This window comes from Mangrovicella endophytica, from assembly GCF_002893625.1.
Lineage (GTDB): Bacteria > Pseudomonadota > Alphaproteobacteria > Rhizobiales > Rhizobiaceae > Mangrovicella > Mangrovicella endophytica.
This window is the reverse complement of record NZ_PKMZ01000001.1, coordinates 508,317-534,578: the sequence shown is the minus strand read 5'-3', so window position 1 is coordinate 534,578 and position 26,262 is coordinate 508,317. Positions and strand designations below refer to the sequence as shown.

General features: G+C 66.0%; 27 protein-coding genes. 17 read left to right on the top strand and 10 right to left on the bottom strand.

The genetic code is table 11. The annotated features are described in order from the left end of the window. Positions 1-143 precede the first annotated feature (143 nt). Positions 144-626 carry an SRPBCC family protein gene (locus tag C0R46_RS02520; protein WP_102957997.1) on the bottom strand — a complete coding sequence of 161 codons (483 nt, stop codon included), beginning with the start codon at positions 624-626 and terminating at the stop codon, positions 144-146. A gap of 394 nt (positions 627-1,020) precedes the next feature. Between C0R46_RS02520 and C0R46_RS02515 the strand changes: the two genes are divergently transcribed. Beyond that, positions 1,021-2,043 (top strand): SOUL family heme-binding protein, encoded by a 1,023-nt coding sequence (locus C0R46_RS02515; RefSeq protein WP_102957996.1) that lies wholly within the window; start codon positions 1,021-1,023, stop codon positions 2,041-2,043. A gap of 24 nt (positions 2,044-2,067) precedes the next feature. Then, the gene (locus C0R46_RS02510; protein ID WP_102957995.1) at positions 2,068-2,307 is read left to right on the top strand and encodes a hypothetical protein; all 240 of its coding nucleotides are present in this window, start codon (positions 2,068-2,070) and stop codon (positions 2,305-2,307) included. A 56-nt stretch (positions 2,308-2,363) separates the two neighbouring features. Here C0R46_RS02510 and C0R46_RS02505 read toward each other — a convergent pair whose 3' ends face one another. The 3 genes from C0R46_RS02505 to C0R46_RS02495 form a co-directional block, all read right to left on the bottom strand. Beyond that, the gene (locus tag C0R46_RS02505) at positions 2,364-2,714 is read right to left on the bottom strand and encodes a cupin domain-containing protein (RefSeq protein ID WP_245413384.1); all 351 of its coding nucleotides are present in this window, start codon (positions 2,712-2,714) and stop codon (positions 2,364-2,366) included. A 73-nt stretch (positions 2,715-2,787) separates the two neighbouring features. Next, positions 2,788-4,068, bottom strand: a complete 1,281-nt coding sequence (locus C0R46_RS02500; protein WP_102957994.1) for an O-acetylhomoserine aminocarboxypropyltransferase — start codon at positions 4,066-4,068, stop codon at positions 2,788-2,790. Between the two features lie 152 nt (positions 4,069-4,220). Beyond that, the gene (locus C0R46_RS02495; RefSeq protein WP_102957993.1) at positions 4,221-5,039 is read right to left on the bottom strand and encodes an enoyl-CoA hydratase; all 819 of its coding nucleotides are present in this window, start codon (positions 5,037-5,039) and stop codon (positions 4,221-4,223) included. Positions 5,040-5,381: 342 nt separating this feature from the next. Here C0R46_RS02495 and C0R46_RS02490 point away from each other — a divergent pair, with 342 nt between their 5' ends. The 6 genes from C0R46_RS02490 (at position 5,382) to C0R46_RS02465 (ending at position 10,130) form a co-directional block, all read left to right on the top strand. Then, complete coding sequence (locus C0R46_RS02490) at positions 5,382-6,590, top strand: putative bifunctional diguanylate cyclase/phosphodiesterase (RefSeq protein WP_102957992.1); 1,209 nt, start codon at positions 5,382-5,384, stop codon at positions 6,588-6,590. Positions 6,591-6,786: 196 nt separating this feature from the next. Beyond that, positions 6,787-7,251, top strand: a complete 465-nt coding sequence (gene rplM / locus C0R46_RS02485) for a 50S ribosomal protein L13 (protein WP_102957991.1) — start codon at positions 6,787-6,789, stop codon at positions 7,249-7,251. Beyond that, complete coding sequence (rpsI, locus tag C0R46_RS02480) at positions 7,251-7,727, top strand: 30S ribosomal protein S9 (protein WP_102957990.1); 477 nt, start codon at positions 7,251-7,253, stop codon at positions 7,725-7,727. The genes rplM and rpsI overlap by 1 nt, the downstream gene beginning before the upstream one ends. A gap of 200 nt (positions 7,728-7,927) precedes the next feature. Beyond that, a complete protein-coding gene (locus C0R46_RS02475) occupies positions 7,928-8,587 on the top strand; it encodes a CDP-alcohol phosphatidyltransferase family protein (RefSeq protein ID WP_102958570.1) in 660 nt (219 codons plus the stop codon). Beyond that, positions 8,584-9,204 (top strand): lysophospholipid acyltransferase family protein, encoded by a 621-nt coding sequence (locus C0R46_RS02470; RefSeq protein ID WP_102957989.1) that lies wholly within the window; start codon positions 8,584-8,586, stop codon positions 9,202-9,204. Before C0R46_RS02475 ends, C0R46_RS02470 begins: the two co-directional genes overlap by 4 nt. After that, positions 9,201-10,130, top strand: coding sequence for a phosphatidate cytidylyltransferase (locus C0R46_RS02465; RefSeq protein ID WP_102957988.1), 930 nt, complete (start codon positions 9,201-9,203; stop codon positions 10,128-10,130). Before C0R46_RS02470 ends, C0R46_RS02465 begins: the two co-directional genes overlap by 4 nt. Before the next feature lie 14 nt (positions 10,131-10,144). Here the strand turns inward: C0R46_RS02465 and C0R46_RS02460 are convergent, their stop codons facing one another. Then, positions 10,145-11,359 (bottom strand): acyltransferase family protein, encoded by a 1,215-nt coding sequence (locus tag C0R46_RS02460; RefSeq protein ID WP_157944528.1) that lies wholly within the window; start codon positions 11,357-11,359, stop codon positions 10,145-10,147. Positions 11,360-11,609: 250 nt separating this feature from the next. Between C0R46_RS02460 and speB the strand changes: the two genes are divergently transcribed. Next, positions 11,610-12,584, top strand: coding sequence for an agmatinase (speB, locus tag C0R46_RS02455; RefSeq protein WP_102957986.1), 975 nt, complete (start codon positions 11,610-11,612; stop codon positions 12,582-12,584). Between the two features lie 280 nt (positions 12,585-12,864). After that, positions 12,865-13,920 carry an N-acetyl-gamma-glutamyl-phosphate reductase gene (gene argC / locus C0R46_RS02450; RefSeq protein WP_102957985.1) on the top strand — a complete coding sequence of 352 codons (1,056 nt, stop codon included), beginning with the start codon at positions 12,865-12,867 and terminating at the stop codon, positions 13,918-13,920. Between the two features lie 92 nt (positions 13,921-14,012). On the opposite strand, the gene C0R46_RS02445 is transcribed toward argC, so the two are convergent. After that, entirely contained in the window at positions 14,013-15,110 is a 1,098-nt protein-coding gene (locus C0R46_RS02445; protein ID WP_102957984.1) for a COX15/CtaA family protein, read from the bottom strand. Between the two features lie 168 nt (positions 15,111-15,278). Between C0R46_RS02445 and C0R46_RS02440 the strand changes: the two genes are divergently transcribed. Next, positions 15,279-15,497 carry a DUF2842 domain-containing protein gene (locus C0R46_RS02440; RefSeq protein ID WP_102957983.1) on the top strand — a complete coding sequence of 73 codons (219 nt, stop codon included), beginning with the start codon at positions 15,279-15,281 and terminating at the stop codon, positions 15,495-15,497. On the opposite strand, the gene galE is transcribed toward C0R46_RS02440, so the two are convergent. Next, positions 15,457-16,509, bottom strand: coding sequence for a UDP-glucose 4-epimerase GalE (gene galE, locus C0R46_RS02435; protein WP_102957982.1), 1,053 nt, complete (start codon positions 16,507-16,509; stop codon positions 15,457-15,459). The genes C0R46_RS02440 and galE overlap by 41 nt on opposite strands. Positions 16,510-16,701: 192 nt before the next feature. On the opposite strand from galE, the gene C0R46_RS02430 reads away from it, so the two are divergent. Beyond that, positions 16,702-18,132: a mannose-1-phosphate guanylyltransferase/mannose-6-phosphate isomerase gene (locus C0R46_RS02430; protein WP_102957981.1), complete on the top strand. Its 1,431-nt coding sequence runs from the start codon at positions 16,702-16,704 to the stop codon at positions 18,130-18,132. A 40-nt stretch (positions 18,133-18,172) separates the two neighbouring features. On the opposite strand, the gene C0R46_RS02425 is transcribed toward C0R46_RS02430, so the two are convergent. Beyond that, positions 18,173-19,078: a hypothetical protein gene (locus C0R46_RS02425; RefSeq protein WP_102957980.1), complete on the bottom strand. Its 906-nt coding sequence runs from the start codon at positions 19,076-19,078 to the stop codon at positions 18,173-18,175. Between the two features lie 197 nt (positions 19,079-19,275). Between C0R46_RS02425 and C0R46_RS02420 the strand changes: the two genes are divergently transcribed. Together C0R46_RS02420 and C0R46_RS02415 are read left to right on the top strand one after the other, a co-directional pair. Further along, positions 19,276-19,836, top strand: coding sequence for a polysaccharide biosynthesis/export family protein (locus C0R46_RS02420; protein ID WP_102957979.1), 561 nt, complete (start codon positions 19,276-19,278; stop codon positions 19,834-19,836). A 209-nt stretch (positions 19,837-20,045) separates the two neighbouring features. Next, positions 20,046-21,581, top strand: a complete 1,536-nt coding sequence (locus tag C0R46_RS02415; RefSeq protein ID WP_102957978.1) for an undecaprenyl-phosphate glucose phosphotransferase — start codon at positions 20,046-20,048, stop codon at positions 21,579-21,581. 68 nt (positions 21,582-21,649) lie between these two features. Here C0R46_RS02415 and C0R46_RS02410 read toward each other — a convergent pair whose 3' ends face one another. Next, positions 21,650-22,576 (bottom strand): rhamnan synthesis F family protein, encoded by a 927-nt coding sequence (locus tag C0R46_RS02410; RefSeq protein WP_157944526.1) that lies wholly within the window; start codon positions 22,574-22,576, stop codon positions 21,650-21,652. 94 nt (positions 22,577-22,670) lie between these two features. Continuing rightward, positions 22,671-23,543, bottom strand: a complete 873-nt coding sequence (gene rfbA, locus C0R46_RS02405) for a glucose-1-phosphate thymidylyltransferase RfbA (RefSeq protein ID WP_102958569.1) — start codon at positions 23,541-23,543, stop codon at positions 22,671-22,673. Positions 23,544-23,728: 185 nt separating this feature from the next. Between rfbA and rfbC the strand changes: the two genes are divergently transcribed. The 3 genes from rfbC to rfbD are packed head-to-tail and all read left to right on the top strand — an operon-like array spanning position 23,729 to position 26,251. After that, on the top strand, positions 23,729-24,307 hold the full coding sequence (gene rfbC, locus C0R46_RS02400; RefSeq protein WP_102957976.1) for a dTDP-4-dehydrorhamnose 3,5-epimerase: 579 nt from the start codon (positions 23,729-23,731) through the stop codon (positions 24,305-24,307). Beyond that, a complete protein-coding gene (rfbB, locus tag C0R46_RS02395; protein WP_102957975.1) occupies positions 24,304-25,365 on the top strand; it encodes a dTDP-glucose 4,6-dehydratase in 1,062 nt (353 codons plus the stop codon). Before rfbC ends, rfbB begins: the two co-directional genes overlap by 4 nt. Positions 25,366-25,369: 4 nt before the next feature. Continuing rightward, positions 25,370-26,251 (top strand): dTDP-4-dehydrorhamnose reductase, encoded by an 882-nt coding sequence (gene rfbD, locus C0R46_RS02390; protein ID WP_102957974.1) that lies wholly within the window; start codon positions 25,370-25,372, stop codon positions 26,249-26,251. Positions 26,252-26,262 lie beyond the last annotated feature (11 nt).

Genomic DNA, 26,262 nt, shown 5'->3' with positions numbered 1-26,262 from the left:
TTGCTTCAGGGCCGATCCGCGTCTCCGGTGCTGTCGCAAGGCGGCAGATCAACCGGAGAGATCAGCGATCGAGTCCATCGCAGGCTCCGCAGCATTGCGGTTGCGGAGCCTGCCGCCATGTGGTCGAGGCGGGACGGCTGCGCCTAGCGCTTCGCCTCTTTGGCGATGGTCTTCAGTCCGGCGTCGTAGATGCCGGCGATGACCGACGTCGCCTCGGCATCCGGCGCGCCCTTGGCATCGAAGCTGCCCTGCCAGACGATCGTGGAGCCGGCGCCACCGGGCTTCACGGCGATCGTCGACTGGTAGTTCTGTACCGGCAGCGGCCCTTCAAGGATGGTGTAGGTATATCCCATGCCGGCCTCGTCACGGCTGACGAGCTGTTCCTTCAGGAGGCCGCCACCGTCGAGCGTCAGCAGACGTACGTCTTTTCCGCCCTCGTTCGATTCCTGGCAGCCTTTGACGACGGGATGCCACGAGGCGATTCCGCAGAAGCCGCCGATCACCGCCCAGACCTTTTCCGGCGCGGCATCGACGTCGATGCTGCGGCTCACATCCAGCGCCAGCGCCGGCGATGCCCCCAGTGCCAAGCCGACGACGAGCGCCGACATCCCCAATGCCTTGGTCATTCGCTTATCCTCCCAGACGGCGCCCGAGCGGAGGGTAGCGCGTCGCGTCAGGGTGCACAGGCCCCGACGTCCTCGAGGAGAGGGAGCGGCCCAAAAAAATGGGCGGCCCGAGGCCGCCCGAAATTGCTGGAGTATCAGGTCATGGAAAACCCGATGCTTCCTTAATCCGCATCCTCCGAGAAGGTTGCGTATCGCCACGCGGTTGGCGGCCTCGCGCTTTGCTCGCGATCCATTCACCATGCGGCGGGCCCAAGTTCGGCGGAATTGGTAGCGAGGTGCAACCAAGCACCGCAGCGGGCGTTGATGAGCAAAGCCGGTCCAGAGAGCACAGGTGGCGGAGACATCCTTACCGCCGCTCGTCGTCCGGCCGCGCGAAACCTGCAGGAGTAACCGGATGTTCCGCGACAATCCCTCGGCCTATGACCGTCTCGCACAGGCCATGAGCGACATCAGCGACCGGATCTCGGATCTCGAGACCCAGGTCGTCGACCGCTTCAATCCACGGCCGAGTGGCCTGGAACGGGCTCGCCGCGCGTTGGTCGACCACCTTCCGTCCATGCCGGGCTCGTCGCGCTCCACGGCGTCGCGTTATCTTCCCGAATTCCTGACCGGTCTGACGCTGCCCAGCGCCGACGATGCGCGCGACTCGCTGCGCGCTCTGCGGCAGTACGCACGGCGTGGCGCCTCCTATGCTCGCGACAGCGCCGACGATGCGACATCCTACCTGCCGGATCTCCGGCTGCCGCGTCTGGCAAGCTTCCGCCGCGGCCGTGAGGCGCAGCGCGGCCTCGACTTCCTGCGGGAACGGCCGAACCTGACGGGCGCACTGATCGTCGGCGGCGCGGTGATCGCCGTCGGCACCGCCTTCTATGTCACCAAGAAGATCGCCGATCATAGCGAGGAGCCCGACTATGACGTCGTGCGCGACGATGGCGAGATCCAGGTGCGCGACTACGACGCCATGATCGTCGCGGAGACGGTGAAGAGCGGCTACCATGAGAAGGCGCGCCGCAGCGGCTTCGAGACGCTCTACGACTACGTGTCGGCGCGAAACCGCTCGGGCAAGAAGATCCCGATGACGGTGCCAGTGCTGCAGCAGCTCGCCGAAAGCGATGGACGCACCAAGGGCTGGGCCGTGCGCTTCGTCATGCCGAAGAAGTACACCACGACCAGCCTGCCGCAGCCCGCGAGCTCCGACGTCGAGCTGAAGGAGATGCCGGCCAAGCGCGTCGTGGCGATCCGCTTCTCCGGCACGTTCAACGCCTCGCTGGCCAGCAAGAAGCTGATGGCCCTCTACAACTACCTGTCGGACCAGAACCTGGTGCAGAAGGGCGACCCGCAATACGCCTTCTACAACCCGCCCTGGACGCCGGGCTTCATGCGCCGCAACGAGATCCTGATCGAGGTCGAGCGGTAATCAGCACCAACGAAGGAGATCGGCATGGCTGACGACAAGAACAACGACACCACGGCACCGAAGGGCGGCGACAAGCCCTCGGGAACGATCGACCCCAGCATCCTTAGCCAGACGGATATCGCTTCGGACGTGATGGGCGACAACAAGCTGCAAGGCAATGATCAGAACCGGGTGCACAACCAACGCCAAGATCAGGCGGACGCCAAGCGCGAACCCGACGAGGATACGCTAGAGGCTTTCCGCAAGATGGATCCCAAGGACTGAGGAAGGCGGGCGGACGGTAGCGTCCGCCCCTTCCTCTACAACCTTGGCGGGCCTTCTCAGGTTCTGATGACGTAGTGCTTGCGGGTCGTCTCCTCGACACGCCAGCTGCCCTTGAAGCCAGGGCGAATGACGAAGCTGTCGCCGGCACCGAGCGTGACGGCATCTCCGCCGTCTTCCGTCAGCACCGAGATGCCGCTGAGGACGTGGAAGTATTCCCACTCGGTATACTCCACCCGCCACTCGCCGGGGGTCGACTCCCAGATGCCGGCATAGAGCCCGTCGCCGGTGTCCTCGATGTTCCAGGTGCGATGAACCGGTGCACCGGCGATCACCCGCTCCTGTAACGGACTGCCGGTCTCCATCAGAACGGAGGCCGGATCGATCTTCAGGAGGAGTGGCGCCATCATGCTGCCTCTGTGGGTTCGTCGAGCCGCGTGATCCCGCCGCCTGCGCGACGGGTCGACACCAAGGATCGTGTGTTCAGATCTTGGCGAGGGCCTGATCGAGATCGGCGATGATGTCGGCAACGCTTTCGATGCCGACGGACAGACGAACCACGTCCGGTCCGGCGCCGGCGCTCTTCTTCTGCTCGTCGGCGAGCTGCCGATGCGTGGTTGAGGCCGGATGGATGACCAGTGAGCGCGTATCGCCGATATTGGCAAGATGCGAGAACAGCTCCAGCGCCTGCACGAAGCCGACGCCGGCATCGTAGCCGCCCTTCAGGCCGAAGGTAAGCACCGCGCCCGCGCCCTTCGGCGCATATCTCTGCATCAACGCATGGTAAGGATCGCTTTCGAGCCCGGCATAGGACACCCAGCCGACCTTATCGTGCGATGCCAGGTACTCCGCGACGGCTTTGGCATTGTCGCTGTGGCGCTGCATGCGCAACGGCAGAGTCTCGATGCCGGTCAGGATCATGAAGGCGTTGAAGGGCGAGATCGCGGGGCCGAGATCGCGCAGGCCGAGGACACGGCAGGCGATGGCAAAGGCGAAGTTGCCGAATGTCTCATGCAGCACGAGGCCGTTATACTCGGGCCGCGGCTGCGACAGGACGGGATAGTGGCCGGAGGCCGACCAGTCGAAGGTGCCGCCGTCGACGATGACGCCACCCATCGAATTGCCGTGGCCGCCCATGAACTTCGTCAGCGAATGGATGACGATGTCGGCGCCGTGCTCGATCGGCCGGCAGAGATAGGGCGTTGCCAGCGTGTTGTCGACGATCAGCGGCAGGCCGTGGCGATGCGCGATGTCGGCGATTGCCTGGATGTCGACGACGACGCCGCCGGGATTGGCGATCGATTCGATGAAGATCGCACGCGTCCGCTCCGTGATCGCGGTCTCGAAGCTGGAGAGGTCGTCCGGATCGGCCCACTTCACCCGCCAGTCAAAGGACTTGAAGGACTGGCCGAACTGGTTGATCGAGCCGCCATAGAGCTTCTTTGATGCGATGAACTCGTCGCCCGGCTGCATCAGCGCGTGGAAGGCGATCAGCTGCGCGGCATGTCCCGAGGCGACGGCGAGCGCCGCCGTGCCGCCTTCGAGCGCGGCGACGCGCTCCTCCAGCACCGCCTGCGTCGGGTTCATGATGCGGGTATAGATGTTGCCGAACTGCTGGAGGCCGAAGAGAGCCGCGGCATGATCGACATCGTCGAAGACGAAGGAGGTCGTCTGGTAGATCGGCGTCGCGCGCGCGCCCGTCGCCGGGTCCGGCTGCGCTCCGGCATGAACCGCCAGTGTCTCGAAGCTCGGTGAGTTGCTCATGTCGGGTTCCTCCTCTGCACCGGCATCGGCCGATGGATCATTCTCGTCATTCGAGCGGCAGGCGTCAAAGCGAAGCCTGCCTCTTCTTGCATGGCATCATAGGGTCTTTGACCCGATCAGGCTGGTTATGCGGGAACTAGTTCCGCCAGAGCTCAGTCGTGCGGCCAGACCGGCTGGCGCTTTTCGACGAAGGCGGCGATCCCCTCCTCCGCGTCCGGCGTCAGCAGACCGTCGACCATGGCGGCAGATGCGTCAGCATAGGCGTCGCCAAGATCCATGTCGGCCTGCCGGTGGAACGCCGCCTTGCCGGATTGAATGGCAGCTGCCGACTTCGACGCGATCATGGTCGCGTATTTCCCCACCACGGTACCGAGATATTCGGGCGGCACGACACGGTTGACGAGGCCGAAGTCGCGCGCCGAGCGCGCGTCGATGGTCTCACCGGTGAGGAGCATCTCCATCGCATGCTTGCGCGACAGGTTGCGCGAGAGCGCCACGGCCGGCGCCGAGCAGAAGAGGCCGATATTGACGCCGGGCGTGCAGAAAGTCGCCTCTTCCGACGCGATGGCCAGATCACAGCTGGCGACGAGTTGGCAGCCTGCCGCGGTCGCGAGGCCGTTCACCTCGGCGATCACAGGACAGCGGTGACGCGAGATGGCCTGCATCAGCTCGGCCGATCGCGCCATCGTGGCGGTGAAGAAGGCCCGTCCTGCGTCATCGTCGCTCCGGTGCGCCGTCAGCTCCTTGAGGTCATGCCCGGCCGAGAAGACTGGGCCGACCGCGGCGATGATGACGACGCGGCAGCTCGGGGCGGCCGATGCCTCATCGAGCGCGACAATCAGCGCGTCCAGCATCGCCACCGAAAGCGCGTTCGATGGCGGGCTCGACAGGACGATCCGGATGATTCCGTCGGCCCGCTGGATGTCGACGGGATGCCGTGCGGTGATCCCCATCTCCAATATGTCGGCCATTTCCGTCCCCGTCTCCTGCCCTGCTGTCCAAGATCCCGCGGACCGCCCATTACCGCGCGGTAAGCGTGAAGGCGCGGACGCTACCGGAAAGACGCGAAGTCGCCAAACTCGACCGAAAGCCGATGACGCTCTGCGTCTGCAGCATCCGTTAATGATGCGGTTACCATAACCGCAGCGGGTACTAACCCTGCGGAACTTCCCGGCCCGAGAGTCTGTTGGTCAGCTATCGAAGCTTGCGGGATAGCGTGCAGGGTCGATCCGCACCGCCTGGCAGGCGTGGGTGCGAAGCGGCCTCACCGTGGCGTATGCCAAGCGAAGGCCCCGCCTTTGCGGAGCTGCGCCATGATCATCCGCCGGCAAGCTTTGCAACGGCCGCAGAGCGCCTCGCGCCTGCCGCCGCTCGGGGGATCGATCGAGGTTCTGATGTCGGAGCAGCCGAACTACGCATCATCGACAGCATTGCAGCGGCGGCGGCCGCTGTGGTTCACCTCAAAACCACTGCGTCCTGTCTTCGTCTTGATCGGTCTTTCGACGATCGTCGCGACTAACCAGGCGGCGAACGGGCAATCGGCGATCGTCCTTTCCGTTCTTGTCGGTATGGTCAGCCTGGTGGGCTCGACGCTGATACTGCGGAAAGCCGAAGCCGGTTCGCGGACCCGCAAGCCTGTTGTTCTTCACCGCTCCGGGGAGCGATCCACGACGGATGAGGACATCGAACTCGCCGAAGACCTGGCGGAGGCCATCGCGAATGGCAGCCTCACCCTTCACTATCAGCCGGTAATCGATCTCTCGCGCGGCAAGGTCACAGGCGCCGAGGCCCTGGTGCGCTGGCGGCATCCACGTCTCGGCATGGTTCCGCCCTGCCGGTTCGTGCCGCTGGCGGAGCGGGTGGGGCTGATCCAGCCGCTCGGCGACTGGGTGATCGCGACGGCCCTGGAACAGCTGACACGCTGGTCCAAAGCGGGGCTCGATGACCTGTCGCTGTCGATCAATGTGTCGGCCAAGCAGTTGGTGCAGCCGGATTTCTGCGCGACGACAAGAGAGCATCTTGCTCGCCACGCCGTCGATCCCTCTCGCATCGAAATCGAGCTGACGGAAACCGCCGAGATCGAGGATCTTCCGGCCATTGCCGCCCTCCTCTCGTCCCTGAAGGAGAGCGGCGTCCGCCTCGCCCTCGACGATTTCGGCCAGGGCTTTGCCAGCATGTCCTGCCTGAAGGAGCTGCCCTTCGACAAGCTGAAGCTCGACTGCGACTTCGTCGCCGGCGTCGATCGGCAGGGCAAGTTGCAGGCCATCTGCTCTTCGCTCATCCAACTGGGCGAGCGGCTCGGCCTCGAAGTGCAGGCCGAAGGCGTCGAGACGCGGCGCGAGCTCGCCTTTCTCCGGAAGGCGGGATGCCGGCTGATCCAGGGCTACTACTTCAGCCGTCCGGTCCCCGCGGCCGAGTTTATCGCGCACAAGGAGGCCATCGAGGCGCGGTTCGGTGCTTCGCGACAGAAGCTCCAGAATGGGCTGAGGCGCATCATGACACTCCAGCCGCAACGGGGGTGAGCGTACGATTTCTGTGGTATCACAATACCTCTATAGCTAAGGTATTGTTTTCTATGGCCTATGGCCTGAAGCAACCGTCACAATGCGCTTGACGGCACGTCATCCAAGCTTTAACAGCACCACCTTGAGAGCGGCCTCCGGGCCGCCCTTTTCGTATAGCGGTGCTGAGCCGCAGCCATTACCCAAGGGTTCGACCATGAAGACCTTCTCGCAAAAGAACGAGACGGTGGAGAAGAAGTGGATTCTGATCGACGCCGAAGGGCTTGTCGTCGGCCGCCTCGCCTCCCTCGTCGCGCTGCGTCTCCGCGGCAAGCATAAGCCGACCTTCACCCCGCATATCGACGACGGCGACAACGTCATCATCGTCAACGCCGACAAGGTCGTGCTGACGGGCAAGAAGTACACCGACAAGACCTACTACTGGCACACCGGCCATCCCGGCGGCGTCAAGGAGCGCAAGGCGCGCGAGATCCTCGAGGGCCGCTTCCCCGAGCGCGTCGTCGAGAAGGCCGTGGAGCGCATGCTGCCGCGCGGCCCGCTCGGCCGTCGCCAGCTCAAGAACCTGCGCGTCTATGCCGGCGCCGAGCATCCGCACCAGGCGCAGACCCCCGAGACGCTCGACGTCCGCGCGATGAACTCCAAGAATGCGAGGGCCGCATAATGTCTCAGCTTTCGTCGCTCCAGGCTCTCAACACCGGCGCTGCCTCCGGCGAGGCCGAGGCTCCGGTCCATGTGCAGAAGCTCGACGCCAGCGGCCGCGCCTATGCCACCGGCAAGCGCAAGGACGCCGTCGCCCGTGTTTGGGTGAAGCCCGGCACCGGCAAGATCATCGTCAACGAGAAGGACTTCTCCGCCTACTTCGCGCGGCCGGTTCTCCAGATGGTGCTGCGCCAGCCGATCGTTGCAGCGGCCCGTGACGGCCAGTACGACATCGTCGCGACCGTCACCGGCGGCGGCCTCTCCGGCCAGGCCGGCGCGGTGCGCCACGGCATTTCGCGCGCCCTCACCTATTACGAGCCGGCGCTTCGCGCGGTTCTGAAGAAGGGCGGCTTCCTGACCCGCGATCCGCGCGTCGTCGAGCGCAAGAAGTACGGCAAGGCGAAGGCCCGTCGGTCCTTCCAGTTCTCCAAGCGCTGATCGCCGCGCCTTCGGGCGTCGATCTTCAAGCTACTGCAGGCCGCGGCATTGTCCGCGGCCTTCTTTTTTGGCGCGTAGCCTTGGCGCGTCGCCATCGCCTGTGGACAGCGGCACGGTGCTGCCGCAGCGGCAGCCTCGGCGCCTGTCGCGCGCCGGCTAAAGATGCTTGGATCATGCCGCATGAGAACACGGCAGCAGGCATGACAGGCGACGTCTCCCATCCACACGGCCCGGGCACCACCGAGCCGGCCCGCAGGCCGCTGGCGAGCCGCTCGTCACCCCTGATGATCCGCCTCGCCGCGACGTTGGCGCGAGGCGCCGTCACGCCGAACCAGATCTCGGTGCTTTCCGTCGTCTTCGCTGCGCTCGGTGCGGCCGCGACGATCCTGCCCGGCACTCCTTTATGGTGGCTCGCTGCGGCCCTCTGTGTGCAGCTCCGGCTCCTCTGCAACCTCCTCGATGGCATGGTGGCAATCGAGGGCGGCAAGAAGTCGGCCGTCGGCGCGATCTACAACGAGTTCCCCGACCGGGTCGCCGACAGCCTTCTCCTGGTCGCGCCGGGCTATGCCGTCGGCCTGCCGTGGCTCGGCTGGGCCGCCGCGCTCCTCGCGGCGCTGACGGCCTACGTCCGCGTCCTCGGCGGCTCGCTCGGCCTCCTTCAGGATTTCAGCGGCATCATGGCCAAGCAGCGCCGCATGGCCCTGCTGACGCTCGGCCTCGTGGCTGCCGCCATTGAGGCGTGGACGCTGGGCAGCCGCTATGCCCTGACGGCAGCGCTGGCGATCATCACCGCCGGAAGCCTCGTCACCTGCATCACCCGCACAGTCACAATCGCGCGCCAACTGGAGCGCGCGGCATGATCGACCTCGTCCGCTACCTCCTGATCGCCGGCATCCGCCTCCTCATCGGCGCCCGCGCGGAATGGGCAGGCGCCCGGCCCGTGGAGCGGCAGCGCATCTATTTTGCCAATCACGCCAGCCACTTCGACACGCTGGCGGTGCTCGCCTGCCTGCCGCCGGCGCTGCGGCGGCGTACCCATCCCGTCGCAGCGCGCGATTACTGGGCCAGGACTCGCTTCCACCGCTTCATCGCCGAGGATTGCCTGCGCTCCGTCTTGATCGACCGCCGCCGCGAAAGCGCAGAGGATCCGCTCGGCCCGGTGCTGGCGGCGCTGGCCAGCGGCGATTCCGTCCTGATCTTCCCCGAAGGGACACGGGGTCAGGGTGACGCGATCGGCAGCTTCAAGAGTGGGCTGTTCCATCTGGCACGTCAGGTGCCCAAGGCCGAGTTGGTGCCCGTGCACCTCGACAATCTCGCGCGTATCATGCCGAAAGGCAGCTTCCTCGTCGTGCCGATCACCTGCACCGCCCGCTTCGGCGCGCCACTGGAGCGGATCGCGGACGAGCCGAAGGAGGCGTTCCTCGCCCGTGCCCGCCAGGCGGTCGTCGATCTCGACACCCGGAGGGTGGCACGATGAACGGGACGCTTCTCGTCGTCATCGCCGGCATCCTCGCCGTCCTGACCATCGCTTCCATCGCCGGCACGATCCTCGCCCGCCGCGCGGCGACACCCGAGTCACGGGCGACGATCGCCAACCTCAACGCCCGGACGCGATCCTGGTGGATCATGGCCTTCGTGGTCGGCGCCGCCGTCATCATCGGCCCGACGGCAACGGTGATCCTGTTCGCCTTCCTGTCCTTCGTCGCCTTGCGTGAGTTCTGGACGCTGACGCCGTCGCGGCCCGGGGATCACCGGCCGCTCTTCCTGTCCTTCTTCGTGCTGTTGCCGCTGCAGTATCTGCTGCTCGGCACAGCCTGGTACGGCCTCTTCTCGATCCTGATCCCGGTCTATGCCTTCCTGGGTCTTGCGGCGATCGCGACGCTCGCGGGCGAGACGTCCGACTTCCTCGGCCGCAGCGCCAAGGTACAGTGGGGGCTGATGCTGTGCGTCTACGCCGTCAGCCACGCTCCGGCGCTGCTGATCCTCGACATCGACACCGATCCGACGCTGCTGTTCCTCTACCTCATCATCGTAGTGCAACTCAGCGATGTGCTGCAATATGTCTTCGGCAAGCTATTCGGCCGGCACCGTTTCTCGCCCAATATCAGCCCGTCCAAAACGATCGAGGGGCTCGCCGGCGGCGGCCTCTCGGCCATCGCGATCGGCACCCTGCTCCACCCGCTGACGCCGTTCTCGCCGCTGCAGGCGGCCGGCGTTGCGACGGCGATCGTGATCGCGGGCTTCTTCGGCGGCTTCGTGCTCTCGGCGGTGAAGCGCGATCTCGCGGCGAAGGACTGGGGCACGCTGATCGAGGGCCATGGCGGCGTGCTGGACCGCATCGATTCCATCACTTTCGCAGCGCCGCTGCTCTTTCACATCACCCGCTACTGGTTCACGCCCTGAGGCCGTGACGCCACTCAGGCGGCGGAGGGAGTGGCTGACGGCTGTGATGCGTCGGGCCGGTTTCGCCGACCCAGCTTCGACAGCGACAGCTTCTGGAACGGCCGCTCGACCAAGCGCCATGTCACTGCGCTGACGATGATGGTCGCGACGAGGATCACCACGGCGGCGCCATTCTCCACCAGCGGCGACGGGCCGAAAGCCTTCGAGCCGTCGGCCCGCTCCATCATCAACGCCAGGCCGAGCCGGCCTTCCACGACCGTCGCGACATTGATCACCCGCGAGATGACGAAGGCGTGGGTGAGATAGATGGAATAGGAGATCAGGCCGAGAAAGGCGAAGAGCCGCCAGCGCAGGATGGCGCTGACCGAGCCGGCCTCGTGGGCGAAGACGTAGACCGCGAAGGTGAAGACGAAGGGCGCGGCGATCGAAAGCGGCGTGTGACCGGCCGCAACGACGAAGGTGCCGACGGCCGCGAGCATTGCGACTTCGGCCGCCGTCCAGCTGACGCGGCAGCGAGGGGCACTAGCCTCGCGCGGTGGCCAGGCGAAGATGCGCAGCAGCGCGCCGCAGGAAAAGCCGAGAAGACAGCGCAGCCATCCGAAGTCGACGGTCGTATCCAGCTCGCCGACACGCCAGAGCAGGAAGGGCGTAGCGAAGAGAACAACCCCGGCGAAGAGCCATGGGACACGGCGGCCGAGGAGGAGCATGCCGGCGGCAAACAGCACGTAGGCGCCGAACTCCGCCGAGATGCTCCAACTCGGATAGTTCCAGCCGAGCTGGTCGACCGTGCCGAAGGCGTGGAGCTGCAGGAGGTTCATCACCAAGGCATAGACAGAATTGCCGCCCTGGAACGCCTCGGCGCTGCCCTTGGTCTTCAGGACGAGCAGTTCGAAGGCTAAAAAGGCGAGCAGCATCGCCAGATGCAGCGGATAGGTCCGTTTCAGCCTCGAGACGACGAAACGCCGTGCATCGGCCGCACCCCTTAGTCGCGCGTAATAGGCGTGCGTGATGACGAAGCCGGAGAGCACAAAGAAGAAGTCGACGAAGAGATAGCCGCCGCGGATCAGCGGCAGCTCCGGCAGCCCGCCCAGTGCCGGGATGTGGAACAGGACGACCATGGCCGCGCAGACGCCGCGCCAGCCGTCCAGCACCTCGAAGCGCCCGCCGCCGAACGGCGTCGGCGGCTCGGCGCCGGCATGGCCCGGGTCGGCGCGCATCGTCGTGTCCATGGCTGCTCCCCGCATCTGCCCAGCCGCCCGACAAAGTGGCGCAAGGGAAAAGCCTAGCAGCATCCGGTAGCCAGAAGCTGAACGGGAAGGACATCATTCAAAGGACCGGCGTTGCCGTGGCAGCGTCGATGGCCTGAGGTCTCAGCGAAAGCCGTCGGGCTCACGCTCGGGGGTGCAACGGCCGCGGTGCCGCGCTACCTAGGCGGCAGCGCAAGGATCAAACCCGCCGCAGCAGCCGACCGGAGTGCCAATGCCGCCGAAATCGATCGACCACGCCTTCACGGCCTCGTCCTTCCTCGGGTCGGCGACCGATCCGACCTACGCCGGCACGCCCTCCTTCATGCGCCGACGCTTCAGCAAGCAGCCAAGCGGGTCGGACGTCACGGTCTGGGGCATCCCGTTCGACGCGTCCGTCTCGAACCGGCCGGGCGCCCGTTTCGGCCCCGCGGCGTTGCGGCGGGCGTCGATGATCTTCGACAACGACCCGCAATATCCCTTCCACGCCGATCTTTTCGAGACGCTGTCGGTCGTCGATTACGGCGACTGCCTGCTCGACTACCGCCGGCCGGAAGAGGCCCACGCCGCCATGCTGGCAGAGGCTGAGGCACTGCTGACGCAGACCGGCTTTCTGCTGACGCTCGGCGGCGACCACTCGATCACCTGGCCGCTCCTGCAGGCCCATACCGCCCGCCACGGTACACTGTCGCTCGTCCACTTCGATGCGCATCAGGACACATGGGACCTTGCCAGCGCGCCCGGCGAGACGCCCCGCGTCGATCACGGGTCCTTCGTCACCGCAGCGATCGAGGCTGGCCTGATCGATGCCGCATCGTCGATCCAGATCGGTATCCGGACGCATGCGCCGCGCGATCTTGGGCTCGAGATCATCCATTGCAACGAGGTCGAGGACCTGACGAGCCGTGGCATCGCCGAGCGGATCATCCAGCGCACAGCGGGCAAGCCGGTCTACCTCACCTTCGACATCGATTGCCTCGACGTGGCATTCGCGCCGGGCACCGGAACGCCCGTCGCGGGAGGGCCGTCGAGCGCCAAGATGCTTGCCGTCCTCCATCAGCTCAAGGCGCTGTCCATCATTGGCGCCGACCTCGTTGAGGTCTCGCCGCCTTACGATCATGCCGATATGACAGCCGTCGCCGGCGCGACGGTGGCGATGTATGTCATCGGCATCCTAGCCGAGCAGCAGAAAGACCGGAGTCGTTTCTGACACTTGCGGCCGGCTCCTCGCGGCCTGATTCATCATCCTCAGAAACTGATTCAATGCGCTGCCATCTTGAGTCAGCCAGGGGGTGAGAAGGTCGATCGAGCGGCACCGACACCGCCATCCCGCGAAATGACGCGGTGTCATGGCGGTGCGACACGACGCGTTGTAAGGGAGGGCCACGGCAGCTGCCCGGCGGCGCGCCGACTTCACAAACTGGATCACCTCGCTGCGGATCTGATTCCGAGGTGCGGTGCAAATAACTGACATCGCAGGAGCTTCAGGGATGGCGGACAGGATCAGGATCGGCGTTCTCGGCGCCAGCGGTTATACGGGCGCGGATCTCGTGCGTCTTGCGCTTCGCCACCCCAACATCGAGATCGCGGTGCTGACGGCAAACAGCCATGCCGGCAAGCCGATGAAGGCCGTCTTCCGGCACTTCTCGCATGTCGAGCTGCCCGACCTCGTGAAGGTCGAGGATGCCAACTGGGGATCGGTCGACGCGGTGTTCTGCGGCCTGCCGCACGGCACCACGCAGGCGATCACCAAGGAGATCTTCGAGAGCTATCCGGCGATCAAGATCATCGACATGTCGGCCGACTTCCGTCTGCGCGATCCTGCCGCTTACAAGGAGTGGTACGGCCTGGATCATGCCGCCACGGAGATCCAGCCGGAGGCCGTCTATGGCCTTACCGAGCGCTATCGGCACCAGATCGCGGCGTCGCGGCTGATTGCCTGCCCCGGCTGCTACCCCACGGCCGTGCTCCTGTCGCTGCTGCCGCTGACGACGCACGCGCTGATCGACCCGAACGATATCGTCATCGACGCCAAGTCCGGCGTTTCGGGCGCCGGGCGTGGCCTGAAGGAGAACACCCTTTTCTGCGAGGCGGGCGAAGGCCTGTCGCCTTACTCCGTCGGCAGCCATCGCCACATGGCGGAGATCGAGCAGGAGATCGGCCTCTCGGTCGGCCAGTCGGGCCTTCGGGTGAACTTCACGCCGCATCTCATCCCGATGAGCCGCGGCGAGCTGTGCACCAGCTATGTGCGGCTGGCCCCGGGCCACACGGCACAGGACCTGCGGCACGCGCTGGTGGAAACTTACAAGGATGAGCCCTTCGTCACCATTGCCGACCAAGGTGTGCTGCCGCAGACGCAGATGGTGCGCGGCTCGAACTACGTCGTCGTCAACGTCGTGCCGGACCGCATTCCGGGCCGAGCCATCGTCATCTCGACGCTCGACAATCTGGTGAAGGGCTCGGCGGGCCAGGCGATCCAGAACTTCAACGTCGCCTATGACATCGAGGAAACGACCGGCATCGAGCAGCTGCCGCTGTTCCCCTGAGCATCCACACTCGCAAATGCAGCGGCCACCTCAGTGCCCGCTGCTGAGTCAAATTCGTAAGCGCAGCGAGGGCTTCCGCGGCCTGCTCTCGTTCAGCGGCGCTCGCCGGCAGGAATGGGATAAGGCCCAGCGAGGCCGCGCGCATGGGCGACGGCAAAGCCGAGGACGATCACCGCACCGGCCTGATGGAGGAGCCCGAGCTCGATCGGCACCGCCATCAGGAGCGTGGCGATGCCGATCGCGGCCTGGGCCAGCACCAGGAGAAACAGGATCTGTGCGCGGCGCGCATGACCGGTGCCAGGTGCCTGCGCGGCTGCGGCGATGGCATGGATCAGCGTCACGGCCAGCAGTAGATAGGCGCCGCAGCGGTGGACGAACTGCACCGTCATGACGTTCTCGAAGAGATTGCGCCAGGCCGGGCTCATGACGAAGAGACCGTCTGGGATGAGCTGTCCGTCCATCAGCGGCCAGGTGTTGAAGGTGAAGCCTGCATCGAGGCCTGCCACCAGTCCGCCGAGATAGATCTGCGCGAAGGCGAGAAGCACGATGAAGACGCCTACCGCCGACGAGCCACGCGACGGCGGCGCCTCCAGGCGCTGCGGCGCCAGGCCGCGCGCGACCCAGATCGTCGAAGCGAAGATCAGGCAGGCGGTGGTCAGGTGAATAGCGAGCCGGTACTGGCTGACGTCGGTCCGCACGCTGAGACCGGAGGCCACCATCCACCAGCCGATCGCACCCTGCAGGCCGCCGAGTGCGAGTATCCCGACGAGGCGCGGCTTCAGCGCCGGCTCGATCCGCCGTGTGAGCCAGAAGAAGGCGAGCGGCAGGGCAAAGACGAAGCCGACGGCGCGCGCCAGGAAGCGATGCGTCCACTCCCACCAGTAGATCGACTTGAAGGCATCGAGGCTCATGCCCTGGTTGATTTCTTGGTATTCCGGAATGCGCTTGTAGAGGTCGAACTCCTCCTGCCACTCGGCAGCGGAGAGCGGCGGGATAATGCCGTGAACCGGCTTCCACTCGGTGATGGACAGCCCGGAATCGGTGAGGCGCGTCGCCCCGCCCACGAGGACGAGCGCGACGATCAGGAGGGCAACGGCGTAGAGCCAGATGCGGATCGCGCGGCGCGCGGAGGTGTCCGGCGTCAGGACGACGGGGCTGCGCTCGTCGAGCGGATAGGAAGCGGTCGTCATGGCTGAGACCTTCGGCGCGTCATCTGAAGCATGGTGGCAAGCTCTGGCCCCGAACCGCCGCCAGTTCAAGCGGTTTGGTGCCGCAGCGGTGCTGGCATTTGCCGCCCGCAGGCGTCATAGAGGCCACTTGGATCGGCGGGCAGCTTGCCAGCACTATGAGGCGGCACGATGAATGTCAGGGTGAAGAAGCTGATCGGGACGGTGATCCTGATCCTGCTGGTGAGCATCTATGCGATCTTCGCCACGGCCTTTGCCACGCTGTATCTCGGCCAGTCGAGCGGGTGGGTGCACCTCGCCTATTTCTTCTTCACCGGCATGCTCTGGGTGGTGCCGGCCATGTTCGTGATCAAGTGGATGCTGACGCCGCCCCGCTCGTCTCGGCGTTGATCCCGGCGACGGCTGCGGACTGAACACCCAACACACGCTCCAGCGACTTTCGCTCCCAGGCCAGTGCATCGGCAACGATGCGATCGAGGTCCTCGTGCCGGGGATGCCAGCCGAGCAGCGTCCGCGCGAGCGTCGGATCGGCAATGCTGATGGCCATATCGCCGGCTCGGCGCGGCGCCTCGCGGACCGCTATTTGCCGGCCGCTGACACGCTCCACGGTGCGCAGCACCTGACGCACCGAGACACCCCGCCCATAGCCGCAATTGATCGTCAGGCTGTCGTCGCCGGCACGCAGCCGCCGCAGCGCGAGCCAGTGCGCCTCGGCGAGATCGCTGACATGGATGTAGTCGCGGATGCAGGTGCCGTCGGGCGTCGGATAGTCGGTACCGAAGATGGAGACGCCGTTCCGCCGCCCCACAGCCACTTCGCAGGCGACTTTGACGAGATGCGTCGCGGCTCTGGAGGACTGGCCGCAGCGGCCCGCCGGATCTGCGCCCGCGACGTTGAAGTAGCGCAGGATCGCATAGCGCATCGGCGCGCGGCGGCAGGCGTCGCGCAGCATCGTCTCGGTCATCAGCTTGGAGGCACCGTAGGGCGTGTCTGGCCCCGTTGGGGCCGTCTCCGGCAGCGGTGAGGCCGAGCCGCCGGCGTAGACGGCGGCGCTTGAGGAGAAGAGGAAGAAGCGGACGCCGCAGCCGATCGCCGTCTCGATCAGCTTCAGCGAGGCGACCGTGTTGTTGTGGTAGTAGCGGATCGGATCCGCCACCGAGTCCGCGACCACGGCCGACCCGGCGAAGTGCAGGACCGTGTCGATTCGGTACTGACGCAGGATCGTCGCGACAGCCCGCGGATTGCCGACGTCCTCGACGCAGAGGGGCACATGCGCAGGGACGGCCGAAGCACAGCCAGTGGAGAGATCGTCGAGAACCACCACCGGCTCGCCCGCGCCGCAGAGAGCCAGCACCGTGTGGCTGCCGACGTAGCCGGCGCCGCCCGTGACAAGGATGCCCATGACCTCCCCGCTCCGCCGACGCCGCCCCCGGCAAGAAATTTCAACCTTTCATTTACCATAACACAGCCTGTGGTTGATCTCCCACCTCATTTGTAAAGCTTTGCTGCCCTAGCGTCCGCAGCCTGAGAACGGGCCATCATCAGGTCGGCAGCGCGCCATCGAGACGCCGCTGCCATCGACGCGGAGGCGCAGATGACCATCTATCCGGTGATCCTTTCCGGCGGCCGCGGGACCCGCCTCTGGCCGCTGTCGCGCGGCAAGTACCCCAAGCAGTTCATCCGCTTCTTCGGTGAGGAGAAGGACACGCTGCTCGGCGCCACACTGACGCGCCTGCCCGCAGCGGAGGGCTTTGCGCCGCCGACGATCATCTGCAACGACGATCACCGCTTCCTGGTCCGGGCCGAATGCGAGCAGACTGAGACGCCGGCGCGCAAGATCCTGCTGGAGACGGTCGCCCGCAACACGGCGCCGGCGATCGCCTGCGCGGCGCTCGACCTTGCCGGCGATCCCGATGCCATCCTCTGCGTCATGCCGTCCGATCACACGATCAGCGACCCCACCGCCTTCGCCGCCACCGTGAAGACCGCTGCGGTGTTTGCCCGCGACGGGAAGATCGTCCTGTTCGGCATCCGCCCGACCTCGCCGCACACGGGATACGGCTACATCAAGCTCGGGCAGTCGGTCGGCGGAAGCGAGGCCTTCGCCGTCGACAGCTTCAAGGAGAAGCCGGACGCTGCCACCGCGCAGAGCTATCTCGACGCCGGCGACTTCCTCTGGAACAGCGGCATCTTCGTGTTCCGGGCCGACACGTTCCTGCGCGAGCTGGAGCGCTTCGAGCCGGCGGTCCTGGCTGCGGCCAAGGCTGCGCTCGCCAGCAGCCAGCACGACCTCGAATTCGACCGGCTGGATGGCGAAAGCCTGAAGAAGGCGCCGTCGATCTCCGTCGACCATGCCGTGATGGAGCGCACCGACAAGGCTGTAGTGATCCCCCTCCCCGTCGACTGGAACGACATGGGATCTTGGACCTCGCTCTGGGACAGCTCGGCCAAGGACGGCGGAGCCAATGTCGTCCATGGGCGTGCCGTCACCGAGCGCACCACCAATAGCTACATCCACAGCGAAAAAGCCCTCGTCGCCACGATCGGCGTCGACAACCTCGTCATCGTCGAAACGCCGGACGCGCTGCTGGTCGCCGACAAGACTGCCGCGCAGGACGTCGGTCCGCTGGTCGAGCGGCTACGCCGCGAGAAGCGCAGCGAGAGCGAGCAGCACCTGCGCAACTACCGGCCCTGGGGCTTCTTCGAAACGCTGTCGCTGGCGAGCCGCTTCCAGGTGAAGCTCCTGCACGTCTCGCCCGGCCGACAGCTCTCGATGCAGATGCATCATCATCGCTCCGAACACTGGATCGTCGTGCAGGGAACGGCAAAGGTCACTGTCGGCTCGGACACCCGCCTCGTGCGCGAGAACGAGAGCCTCTACATCTCCGCGACCGAGTGGCACCGTCTCGAAAATCCCGGCAAGGTGCCGCTGGAGCTGATCGAGGTGCAGATCGGCAGCTATCTCGGCGAGGACGACATCGTACGCAGCGACGACGTCTACAACAGAAAGTCGCACGAGGTCTGAGGGACGCGTCTCAGCAGACGCCTGCCCGAGAGACCAACGCCTAGTCGCGTCTGAGGAACAGCGTTTCGCCCATCCCGAGGCGGCGCAGCCGTGCGGCCGTCGCGACGGCGGCGCGCTCGCCGCCCGGCCCATATTCGACGAGAATCGCCGTTTCAGGATCGCTCGCCACGAGATCGCGGCCGGCGCGGCCGCGCCTGACGGAGGCGGCATCGATGGTGATCAGGGTGCAGGCATAGGCGTCGCCGAAGAGGTCGAGCACGGCCGCCATGCCGGGGCTCTGCGTGCCCTCAGACGCACCGCCGGACGGGCCACGCACGACATCACCATCGCCACAACGATCGCGGCGGATAACGGCAGTGGCGTTCGACCGGCGTTCCACGAGATCGATCAGCGTCGGCGTGGTGGATCCGACGCCCATCGAACGGGAAGCGCCCGCACTCTCCGTCAGGTCGATGAGGATCGTCGAGCTCTGTATCGCCGCGAGACCGCGCGCCAGCGTCACGGCGCCCTCGCCGCCAGCCGACGAACCATCGGTCAGGACGATCAGCCGCCGCACGGCGCTGGCCGGCAGGGCACGCACCAGAGCCGCCGGCGTCAGCGCCTCCAGATCCGGAGCACCCGCTGTCGACGGACGAGCAGCTTCGACACCGGTAGCCTGTGACAGGCGGCCGGACACGGGCGCGGCAGCGGTCGAGTCGCGTTTGGCGCCCGGTGACACGAGTCGGATGATGAGCGCCGCGAATAACCGGCACAGCACCGCGATCACCAGGCCGCACAGGCCGCCGATACTCGCCATCCGGCCGGCCGACAGCAGCCCTGCCTCGGGGTCGACGATGGCACCGGCCAGTCCCGCCGCTGCGGCTGCCGTAAAGGCCGCGAAGCCGACGGCAAAGTGCTCGTCACGCAGCGCGTGGGTCAGCCTTCCAGCGGGCTTCTGCCTTCCCATCCCCATCACAGTCACCGCGGATCCTCCCCGTCGGCGGCAGGCGCCATTCCCATTCATCTCCTCCCAGCACTTCTGGCAGAGATCATGACGGCGGGCGCTCTTCTTCAAGCTTTACCAAGGATTAACCTTAACAAAGCTACAAACGGCCTGCGCGGACCGCCACGACCGGTGCTGCGCCGAGGACGGAGCGGGCGAAGATGGGCGGGAGAGTTCTGGCGATCATGCTGGCTTCGGCGGCGCTGCTCCCCGGCTGCGCGAGCTACAAGCCGGTCGCGCCCGCCTTCAACAAGGCATTGAACGAGCCCTATCATCTCGACGCCGGAGACCGTGTCAGGGTGACCGTCTTCGAGCAGGATGGGCTAACCAATACGTATGCGGTGAACAAGGCCGGTTACATCGCCATGCCGCTAGTCGGCTCGGTCCCGGCGCGTGGCCGCACGACGGAGCAGCTTCAGGCGGAGATCGGCGACAAGCTGCGCAACGGCTATCTGCGCGATCCCGATCTCGCGGTGGAGATCGATCAGTACCGCCCCTTCTTCATCATGGGCGAAGTCACCACCGGCGGGCAGTACACCTATGTACCCGGCATGACCGTGCAGAACGCCATCGCGGTCGCCGGCGGCTTCTCGCCGCGCGCCGAGCAGAAGTCCGTGGACGTTACGCGTCAGGTCGGCGGCAAGGTGCTGACTGGCCGGGTGCTTGCATCCGATCCGATCCTCCCGGGCGACACGGTCTATGTTCGCGAGAGGCTCTTCTAGAGCGCCCTGCCCCAGAGCATCCTGCCGGCTGTTCCGCGCGCCGCTGCTGCGGACGATTTCCTCCGCAGGTTCAAGGGAAACTTAGGAGATCTTCCGTAAGGTTTTTCCGGGCGAGCCTGCGCAGGATGCGTAAGCCGCTTGCGGCTCGATCAGGCACCAGCAAGGGGCGATGAGCCGTTGCGAACGTGGCGGCCGGAGCGCGAGGCGGCATGGCAGAGATCGGCGGCGGCCTTCCCTTCTCTCCGGAAGCGGTGCGCAACTTCCGCAAGGAGGGGGATGCTACCGCTCCGGTCGAGCTCAATCCGCATGCGGCACGGGTCGCGCGGCAGTTCACCGACAGCTTCATCACCCCGCGGATGCTGAGCGGCATCTGGCGGATCGTGGAGTTCACGCTTCTCGCCCTGATCGGCATCCTGATCTTCAGCCGCTATGTCGGCTGGGGCCCGCAGAGCACGCGCTACATCATCGTATCCGTCATCAGCGCGGCAGCCGGCGTCGTATCGATCGAGATCGCCGAGGGCTATCAGATCCCTGTGCTGCGCGCAGGCTTCGTGCAGCTTTGGCGGCTCGCGCTCGGCTGGGGCGCCGCGTTGGCCCTGACCGCCCTCACCCTCTTCTTCCTGAAATCGCAGGATGATTTCTCGCGCGTCTGGCTCGGCGGCTGGTTCGTCAGCGGCCTCGCCGTGTTGTCGATCGCGCGGCTGGTGCTGGGATTGAAAATCCGGCGCTGGGCGCGCAACGGCATCATGGAACGCCGCGCGGTGATCGTCGGCGGCGGCAAGGCGGCGGAGACGCTGATCCGCGGCCTCGAAATGCAGCCGGACAGCGATATCCGCATCTGCGGCATCTTCGACGACCGCGACGACCGCCGCTCACCGCCAATCGTCGCCGGCTATCCGAAGCTCGGCACCATCCGCGAGCTCGTCGAGTTCGCCCGCCTCGCCCGCATCGAGATGCTGATCGTGACGCTGCCGCTCTCAGCCGAGCAGCGCGTCCTCTCTCTTCTGAAAGACTTGTGGGTGCTGCCCCTCGACATCCGCCTGTCGGCGCACTCGGCGGCGCTGAAATTCCGGCCGCGCTCCTACTCCTATGTCGGCGACATCCCGCTGCTCGACGTCTTCGACCGGCCGTTGGCCGACTGGGACTGGATCGCCAAGCGCATCTTCGACCTCGTCATCGCCTCGGTCGCGCTCGTGCTGCTGTCGCCGGTGTTCCTGGCGACCGCCATCGCCATCAAGCTCGACAGCAAGGGACCGGTGTTCTTCCGGCAGAAGCGGCACGGCTTCAACAACCAGATCATCGACGTCTTCAAGTTCCGCTCGCTCGATCATGCGATGTCGGACCCTCTGGCCCGCACGATCGTCACGAAGGGCGACAAGCGCGTGACGCGCGTCGGCCGCTTCATCCGCAAGACGTCGATCGACGAGTTGCCGCAGCTCATCAACGTCCTGCGCGGCGAGCTCTCGCTGGTCGGCCCGCGACCGCATGCAGTGCATGCCAAGTCTAGTATGAACGAGACCTTCGTGGAGATCGTCGACGGCTATTTCGGGCGTCACAAAGTGAAGCCCGGCATCACCGGATGGGCGCAGATCAAGGGCTGGCGCGGCGAGATCGACCAGCCGGAAAAGCTGAAGAAGCGCTTCGAGCACGACCTCTACTACATCGAGAACTGGTCGCTGCTCCTCGACCTCTACATCCTCGTCATGACGCCGCTGAAGCTGATGGCGACGGAGAACGCCTACTGAGACAAGCCGCCGGCTCGCGATTGCCACGGCTCGGGCGCGCCGTGCCACCGCCAAGGCTCCAGCGACGGTCAGCCGCCGAGCAGCCGGCGCCGGATCATCAGCTTCACGCCGTCCGGCAGATGCCAGTAGGCGCGCAGAAGCGATGGCATCCTCTCCTCGACCAGTCGCACCAGCGGCGAGCGGGACCGCAGCAACGCATCGGCCCTCTCACTCCGGGAGCGCCTGACCACATCTTCGACGTCGGCGGCATCGCCCGCGGCGAGAAGCGCCCCGGCGGTTACGGCGGCGTAGCCACGCTGCTCGGCGACGATCGCAAAGAGACGCTCCAGCGCGTGGGCGAAGGTGCCGTCATACTGGCGCCGCTCCGGCTCGAACATATCGGCCAGTTGCGGCGCCGCGAATGGCGCAATGGCCTCGCGGCGGAACCAGAACATCGAGCCGGCGGGAAAGACGGCGTCCTTGATAGCTGCGTCGCGGAGCGGCACACCCAGTGCCGTGGCGGCACACGCCACGCCTCTCCCGTTGCGTCCCATCCAGCCAGACAACGGCAGCAGCAGCCCCGTCGGTGCGACGAGGCCAACGGGCGGCCGGCGGCCCATGGCGGCGACAATGATGTCGGCGCCCTCAGGCGGCAGCAGCGTCTCCAGCATCGCGTCCCGCCAGGCACTGCCGTCGGACCGATGCGGCGAGCGCTTGGTGTGGAGCTTGAGCCCGATCTCGTAGCCCTGCGTGACACGGAAGGCCTGCAGGAACGGGCGCATGTCGCGTCCGTGATTGTCCGTCGGCAGCATCGTCAGGTCACGGAGATGCGGCGTGCGAGGCGCCGTCAGGCTCTGCGGCTCATGCGGCGAGGTCAATACGAGCCGAAATGGCGTGTCGAGCCGCGCAGAGAGCAACTCCGCCATCTGCGCCCAGACGTCGGGATAATGAACATGGACGAAGACGGCGATGGGCAGGTCCGCGTCGTTCCGCTGCGGCAGATGTTGGACGTTCAAGGGATGGAAACCGCTCTCGATTCGCCCCGCAGATCGCAGCAGCTTGCGTCCCTTTTACGGCCGCCGGCTCTAGGCCGTCGATGCCGGGACGCGATTAGAGGCCGTCATCGGCCAGGCGGGTGAGATAACGTCCATAAGCGCTCTTGCCGAGTTCGCGGCCAAGCGCCCGCAGCGCATCGGCGTCGATGAAGCCCTGGTGGAACGCCACCTCCTCCGGACAGGCGATCTTGAAGCCCTGCCGATGCTCCAACGTGCGCACGAACTCCGCCGCCTCCAGCAGCGAATCCGGCGTGCCCGTGTCGAGCCAAGCGAACCCTCGGCCCATCGTCTCGACCGACAGCTTGCCTTCTTCCAGATAGACCTTGTTGAGGTCGGTAATCTCGTATTCGCCGCGCGCCGATGGCTTCAGCCCGCGGGCGATCTCCGACGCTCGGCCATCATAGAAATAGAGGCCGGTCACGGCCCAGTTCGAGGCCGGGTTCTGTGGCTTCTCCTCGATGGAGATAGCGCGACGCTCGTCGTCGAAGCAGACGACGCCGTAGCGTTCGGGATCGGCGACATGATAGGCGAAGACGCTGGCGCCTTCACTTCGGGTGGCGGCGCGACCGAGCAGATCCGGCAGGCCGTGGCCGTAAAAGAGGTTGTCGCCCAGCACCAGCGCCGAAGGCTCACCGCCGACGAACTCCTCGCCGATCATGTAGGCCTGCGCCAGACCGTCCGGGCTGGGCTGTTCCTCATAGGTGAAGCGCATGCCCCAGCGGTCGCCGGAGCCAAGCAGCGCACGGAAGCGCGGCAGATCATGCGGCGTCGAGATGACAAGGATGTCGCGGATGCCCGCCAGCATCAAAGTCGACAGTGGATAATAGATCATCGGCTTGTCGTAGACGGGCAGAAGCTGCTTCGAGGTCGTCAGCGTCATGGGATGCAGCCGCGTGCCGCTTCCGCCTGCCAGAATGATGCCCTTCACGTGCAGCTCCTTGGACAACGACCGCTTCCGTCAGCCGGTTGGTAACGCCTTCGCCACCGATATTCCAGTACCGCGCGCGCCAACCGCGTCCTTGCGCCAGCATCGACTTCAGCCGGCCCATTGCGTGCCTGAACAAGATCACGCACAAGCGATTGCGACAGACCGGACCCTCGCCAGGAAGGCTCATGTTGCAGATCAATCCGCTCGCCTTGCCCGAGGTCGTCGAGATCGTGCCGATGAAATTCGGCGACGACCGCGGCTTCTTCTCCGAGACCTTCAGCCGCCAGCGCTTCGACGAGGCGGGCATCGCGGCGGACTGGGTTCAGGACAACCAGTCGTTTTCGGCCGCTGTCGGCACGCTGCGCGGGCTGCACTATCAGGAACCGCCCTTCGCGCAGGCCAAGCTGGTGCGCGTGCTCAAGGGCAGCATCCTCGACGTCGCCGTGGACATCCGCGAGGGTTCACCGACCTTCGGTCGCTGGGTGTCACTGGAGGTCTCGGCCGCAGCCTTCAACCAGATCCTCGTTCCCGCCGGCTTTGCCCACGGCTTCGTCACACTGGAGCCGGATACGGAGGTCTTCTACAAGGTATCGGCGCCCTATTCGGCAGCGCATGACCGCTCCATCCTGTGGAGCGATCCGGCCATCGGCATCGACTGGCGGCTCGCGGGACGTGAACCCACCCTGTCGGCCAAGGACGCCGCGGCCAAGCCGCTGGCAGAGACGACCCTGGTCTTCACCTTCGATCAAGAGAAACGCGCGTGAACATCCTTGTCACCGGCGGCGCCGGCTTCATCGGATCGGCGGTGTGTCGGCATCTCGTTCGCAACACCGAGCACCGCGTCGTCAATCTCGACAAGCTGACCTACGCCGCCAGCCTCTCCTCCCTCGATCCGGTCGCGGACAGTCCGCGCTACCGCTTCGTCCAGGCCGATATCGCGGACCGTGCGACGGTAGCGGAGCTGCTGCGGAGCGAGGCGATCGACATCGTCATGCATCTGGCGGCCGAGAGCCATGTCGACCGCTCGATCGACGGGCCGGCCGCCTTCATCCAGACCAACATCGTCGGCACGTTCCAGCTCCTCGAGGCCGCGCGGGAATATTGGATGTCGCTGCCGGCAGACCGGCAGAGCCGGTTCCGCTTCCATCACATCTCGACCGACGAGGTTTATGGCCAGCTGCCGCTGGATGGCGGGCTCTTTACCGAGGAGACGCCCTATGCGCCCTCCTCACCCTATTCGGCGTCGAAGGCGGCGTCCGATCATCTCGCGATGGCCTGGCACCACACCTATCATCTGCCGGTCGTGCTCTCGAACTGCTCCAACAATTACGGGCCGTACCACTTTCCGGAAAAGCTGATCCCGCTGACGATCCTGAACGGGCTGGAGGGCAAGCCCCTGCCCGTCTACGGCCGCGGCGAAAACGTGCGCGACTGGCTCTATGTCGACGATCACGCGCGGGCGCTGGCGCTCGTCGCAACCAGCGGGCAGCCCGGCCGGTCCTACAATATCGGCGGCCGCAACGAGCGCAGCAATCTGAGCGTCGTGGAAGCGATCTGCGACACGCTCGATCGTCTGGCGCCGCAAGCCGGCGGCGGCTCGCGCCGGGAGCTGATCCGCTTCGTGACCGATCGCCCGGGTCATGACATGCGCTACGCTATCGACGCCACGCGCATCGAGCAGGAGCTCGGCTGGCGAGCCGAGGAGACCTTCGAAACCGGCCTCGAAAAGACCGTCCGCTGGTTCATCGAGAACGAGAGCTGGTGGGGACCGATCCGGCAGTCGCGCTATTCCGGCGAGCGACTCGGCTCGACGGCGCGCTGAGGCGATGCGCGTTCTCGTCACCGGCACGGCCGGGCAGGTCTCACAGTCCCTGCAGGCCCTGTCATCTCCCGAGATCGAGATCGTCGCCGTCGGACGGCCGAGGCTCGACCTTGCAGATCCTGCCTCCGTGGCCGCTGCGATCGAGGACGTGCAGCCGCACGCCGTGGTCAATGCAGCGGCTTACACAGCCGTCGACAAGGCCGAGAGCGACGAGACCGCAGCCTTCGCAGTCAACCGCGACGGTGCTGGCGCCGTTGCCGCCGCAGCGGCGGCGGGCGGTATTCCCATCGTGCATCTGTCGACCGACTACGTCTTCCCCGGTGACAAGACCGAGCCTTATCAGGAGGCCGACATCGTCGGGCCGACGAGCGTCTACGGACGCTCGAAGCTTGCGGGCGAACAAGCCGTTGCCGCCGCCAACCCTGCACATGTGATCCTGCGCACCGCCTGGGTTTACAGCCCGTATGGCGCGAACTTCGTGAAGACGATGCTGAGGCTTGCCGCCGATCGCGACACCGTGCGTGTCGTCGCCGACCAGCAGGGTACGCCGACCCATGCGGGCGATATCGCCGCGGCGATCGCAATCGTGCTGCAGCAGATCGCAGCCGATCCGCAGGGCTCGTCCTGGCGCGGCGTGTTCCACATGACCGGGAGCGGCGAGACGAGCTGGGCCGGCTTTGCTGAAGCGATCTTCGCGGCGTCGCGGGGGCTTGGCGGGCCTTCTGCGGTCGTCCAGCCGATCACTACGGCAGAATATCCGACGCCGGCGCGGCGGCCGGCGAATTCGCGTTTGTCAAACGCCCGCTTCCGCTCGACCTTCGGTCATTCGCTGCCGGACTGGCAGGACGGGACGCGGCGCTGCGTCGCCGCACTTCTCGGCCGGTGACAGATCGCCGG

Bases quoted from the DNA above. Each gene is read 5' to 3' on its own strand.
- C0R46_RS02520 (WP_102957997.1), bottom strand. From the start codon at position 626: ATGACCAAGGCATTGGGGATGTCGGCGCTCGTCGTCGGCTTGGCACTG.
- C0R46_RS02515 (WP_102957996.1), top strand. From the start codon at position 1,021: ATGTTCCGCGACAATCCCTCGGCCTATGACCGTCTCGCACAGGCCATG.
- C0R46_RS02510 (WP_102957995.1), top strand. From the start codon at position 2,068: ATGGCTGACGACAAGAACAACGACACCACGGCACCGAAGGGCGGCGAC.
- C0R46_RS02505 (WP_245413384.1), bottom strand. From the start codon at position 2,714: ATGATGGCGCCACTCCTCCTGAAGATCGATCCGGCCTCCGTTCTGATG.
- C0R46_RS02500 (WP_102957994.1), bottom strand. From the start codon at position 4,068: ATGAGCAACTCACCGAGCTTCGAGACACTGGCGGTTCATGCCGGAGCG.
- C0R46_RS02495 (WP_102957993.1), bottom strand. From the start codon at position 5,039: ATGGCCGACATATTGGAGATGGGGATCACCGCACGGCATCCCGTCGAC.
- C0R46_RS02490 (WP_102957992.1), top strand. From the start codon at position 5,382: ATGATCATCCGCCGGCAAGCTTTGCAACGGCCGCAGAGCGCCTCGCGC.
- rplM (WP_102957991.1), top strand. From the start codon at position 6,787: ATGAAGACCTTCTCGCAAAAGAACGAGACGGTGGAGAAGAAGTGGATT.
- rpsI (WP_102957990.1), top strand. From the start codon at position 7,251: ATGTCTCAGCTTTCGTCGCTCCAGGCTCTCAACACCGGCGCTGCCTCC.
- C0R46_RS02475 (WP_102958570.1), top strand. From the start codon at position 7,928: ATGACAGGCGACGTCTCCCATCCACACGGCCCGGGCACCACCGAGCCG.
- C0R46_RS02470 (WP_102957989.1), top strand. From the start codon at position 8,584: ATGATCGACCTCGTCCGCTACCTCCTGATCGCCGGCATCCGCCTCCTC.
- C0R46_RS02465 (WP_102957988.1), top strand. From the start codon at position 9,201: ATGAACGGGACGCTTCTCGTCGTCATCGCCGGCATCCTCGCCGTCCTG.
- C0R46_RS02460 (WP_157944528.1), bottom strand. From the start codon at position 11,359: ATGGACACGACGATGCGCGCCGACCCGGGCCATGCCGGCGCCGAGCCG.
- speB (WP_102957986.1), top strand. From the start codon at position 11,610: ATGCCGCCGAAATCGATCGACCACGCCTTCACGGCCTCGTCCTTCCTC.
- argC (WP_102957985.1), top strand. From the start codon at position 12,865: ATGGCGGACAGGATCAGGATCGGCGTTCTCGGCGCCAGCGGTTATACG.
- C0R46_RS02445 (WP_102957984.1), bottom strand. From the start codon at position 15,110: ATGACGACCGCTTCCTATCCGCTCGACGAGCGCAGCCCCGTCGTCCTG.
- C0R46_RS02440 (WP_102957983.1), top strand. From the start codon at position 15,279: ATGAATGTCAGGGTGAAGAAGCTGATCGGGACGGTGATCCTGATCCTG.
- galE (WP_102957982.1), bottom strand. From the start codon at position 16,509: ATGGGCATCCTTGTCACGGGCGGCGCCGGCTACGTCGGCAGCCACACG.
- C0R46_RS02430 (WP_102957981.1), top strand. From the start codon at position 16,702: ATGACCATCTATCCGGTGATCCTTTCCGGCGGCCGCGGGACCCGCCTC.
- C0R46_RS02425 (WP_102957980.1), bottom strand. From the start codon at position 19,078: ATGGGAAGGCAGAAGCCCGCTGGAAGGCTGACCCACGCGCTGCGTGAC.
- C0R46_RS02420 (WP_102957979.1), top strand. From the start codon at position 19,276: ATGGGCGGGAGAGTTCTGGCGATCATGCTGGCTTCGGCGGCGCTGCTC.
- C0R46_RS02415 (WP_102957978.1), top strand. From the start codon at position 20,046: ATGGCAGAGATCGGCGGCGGCCTTCCCTTCTCTCCGGAAGCGGTGCGC.
- rfbC (WP_102957976.1), top strand. From the start codon at position 23,729: ATGTTGCAGATCAATCCGCTCGCCTTGCCCGAGGTCGTCGAGATCGTG.
- rfbD (WP_102957974.1), top strand. From the start codon at position 25,370: ATGCGCGTTCTCGTCACCGGCACGGCCGGGCAGGTCTCACAGTCCCTG.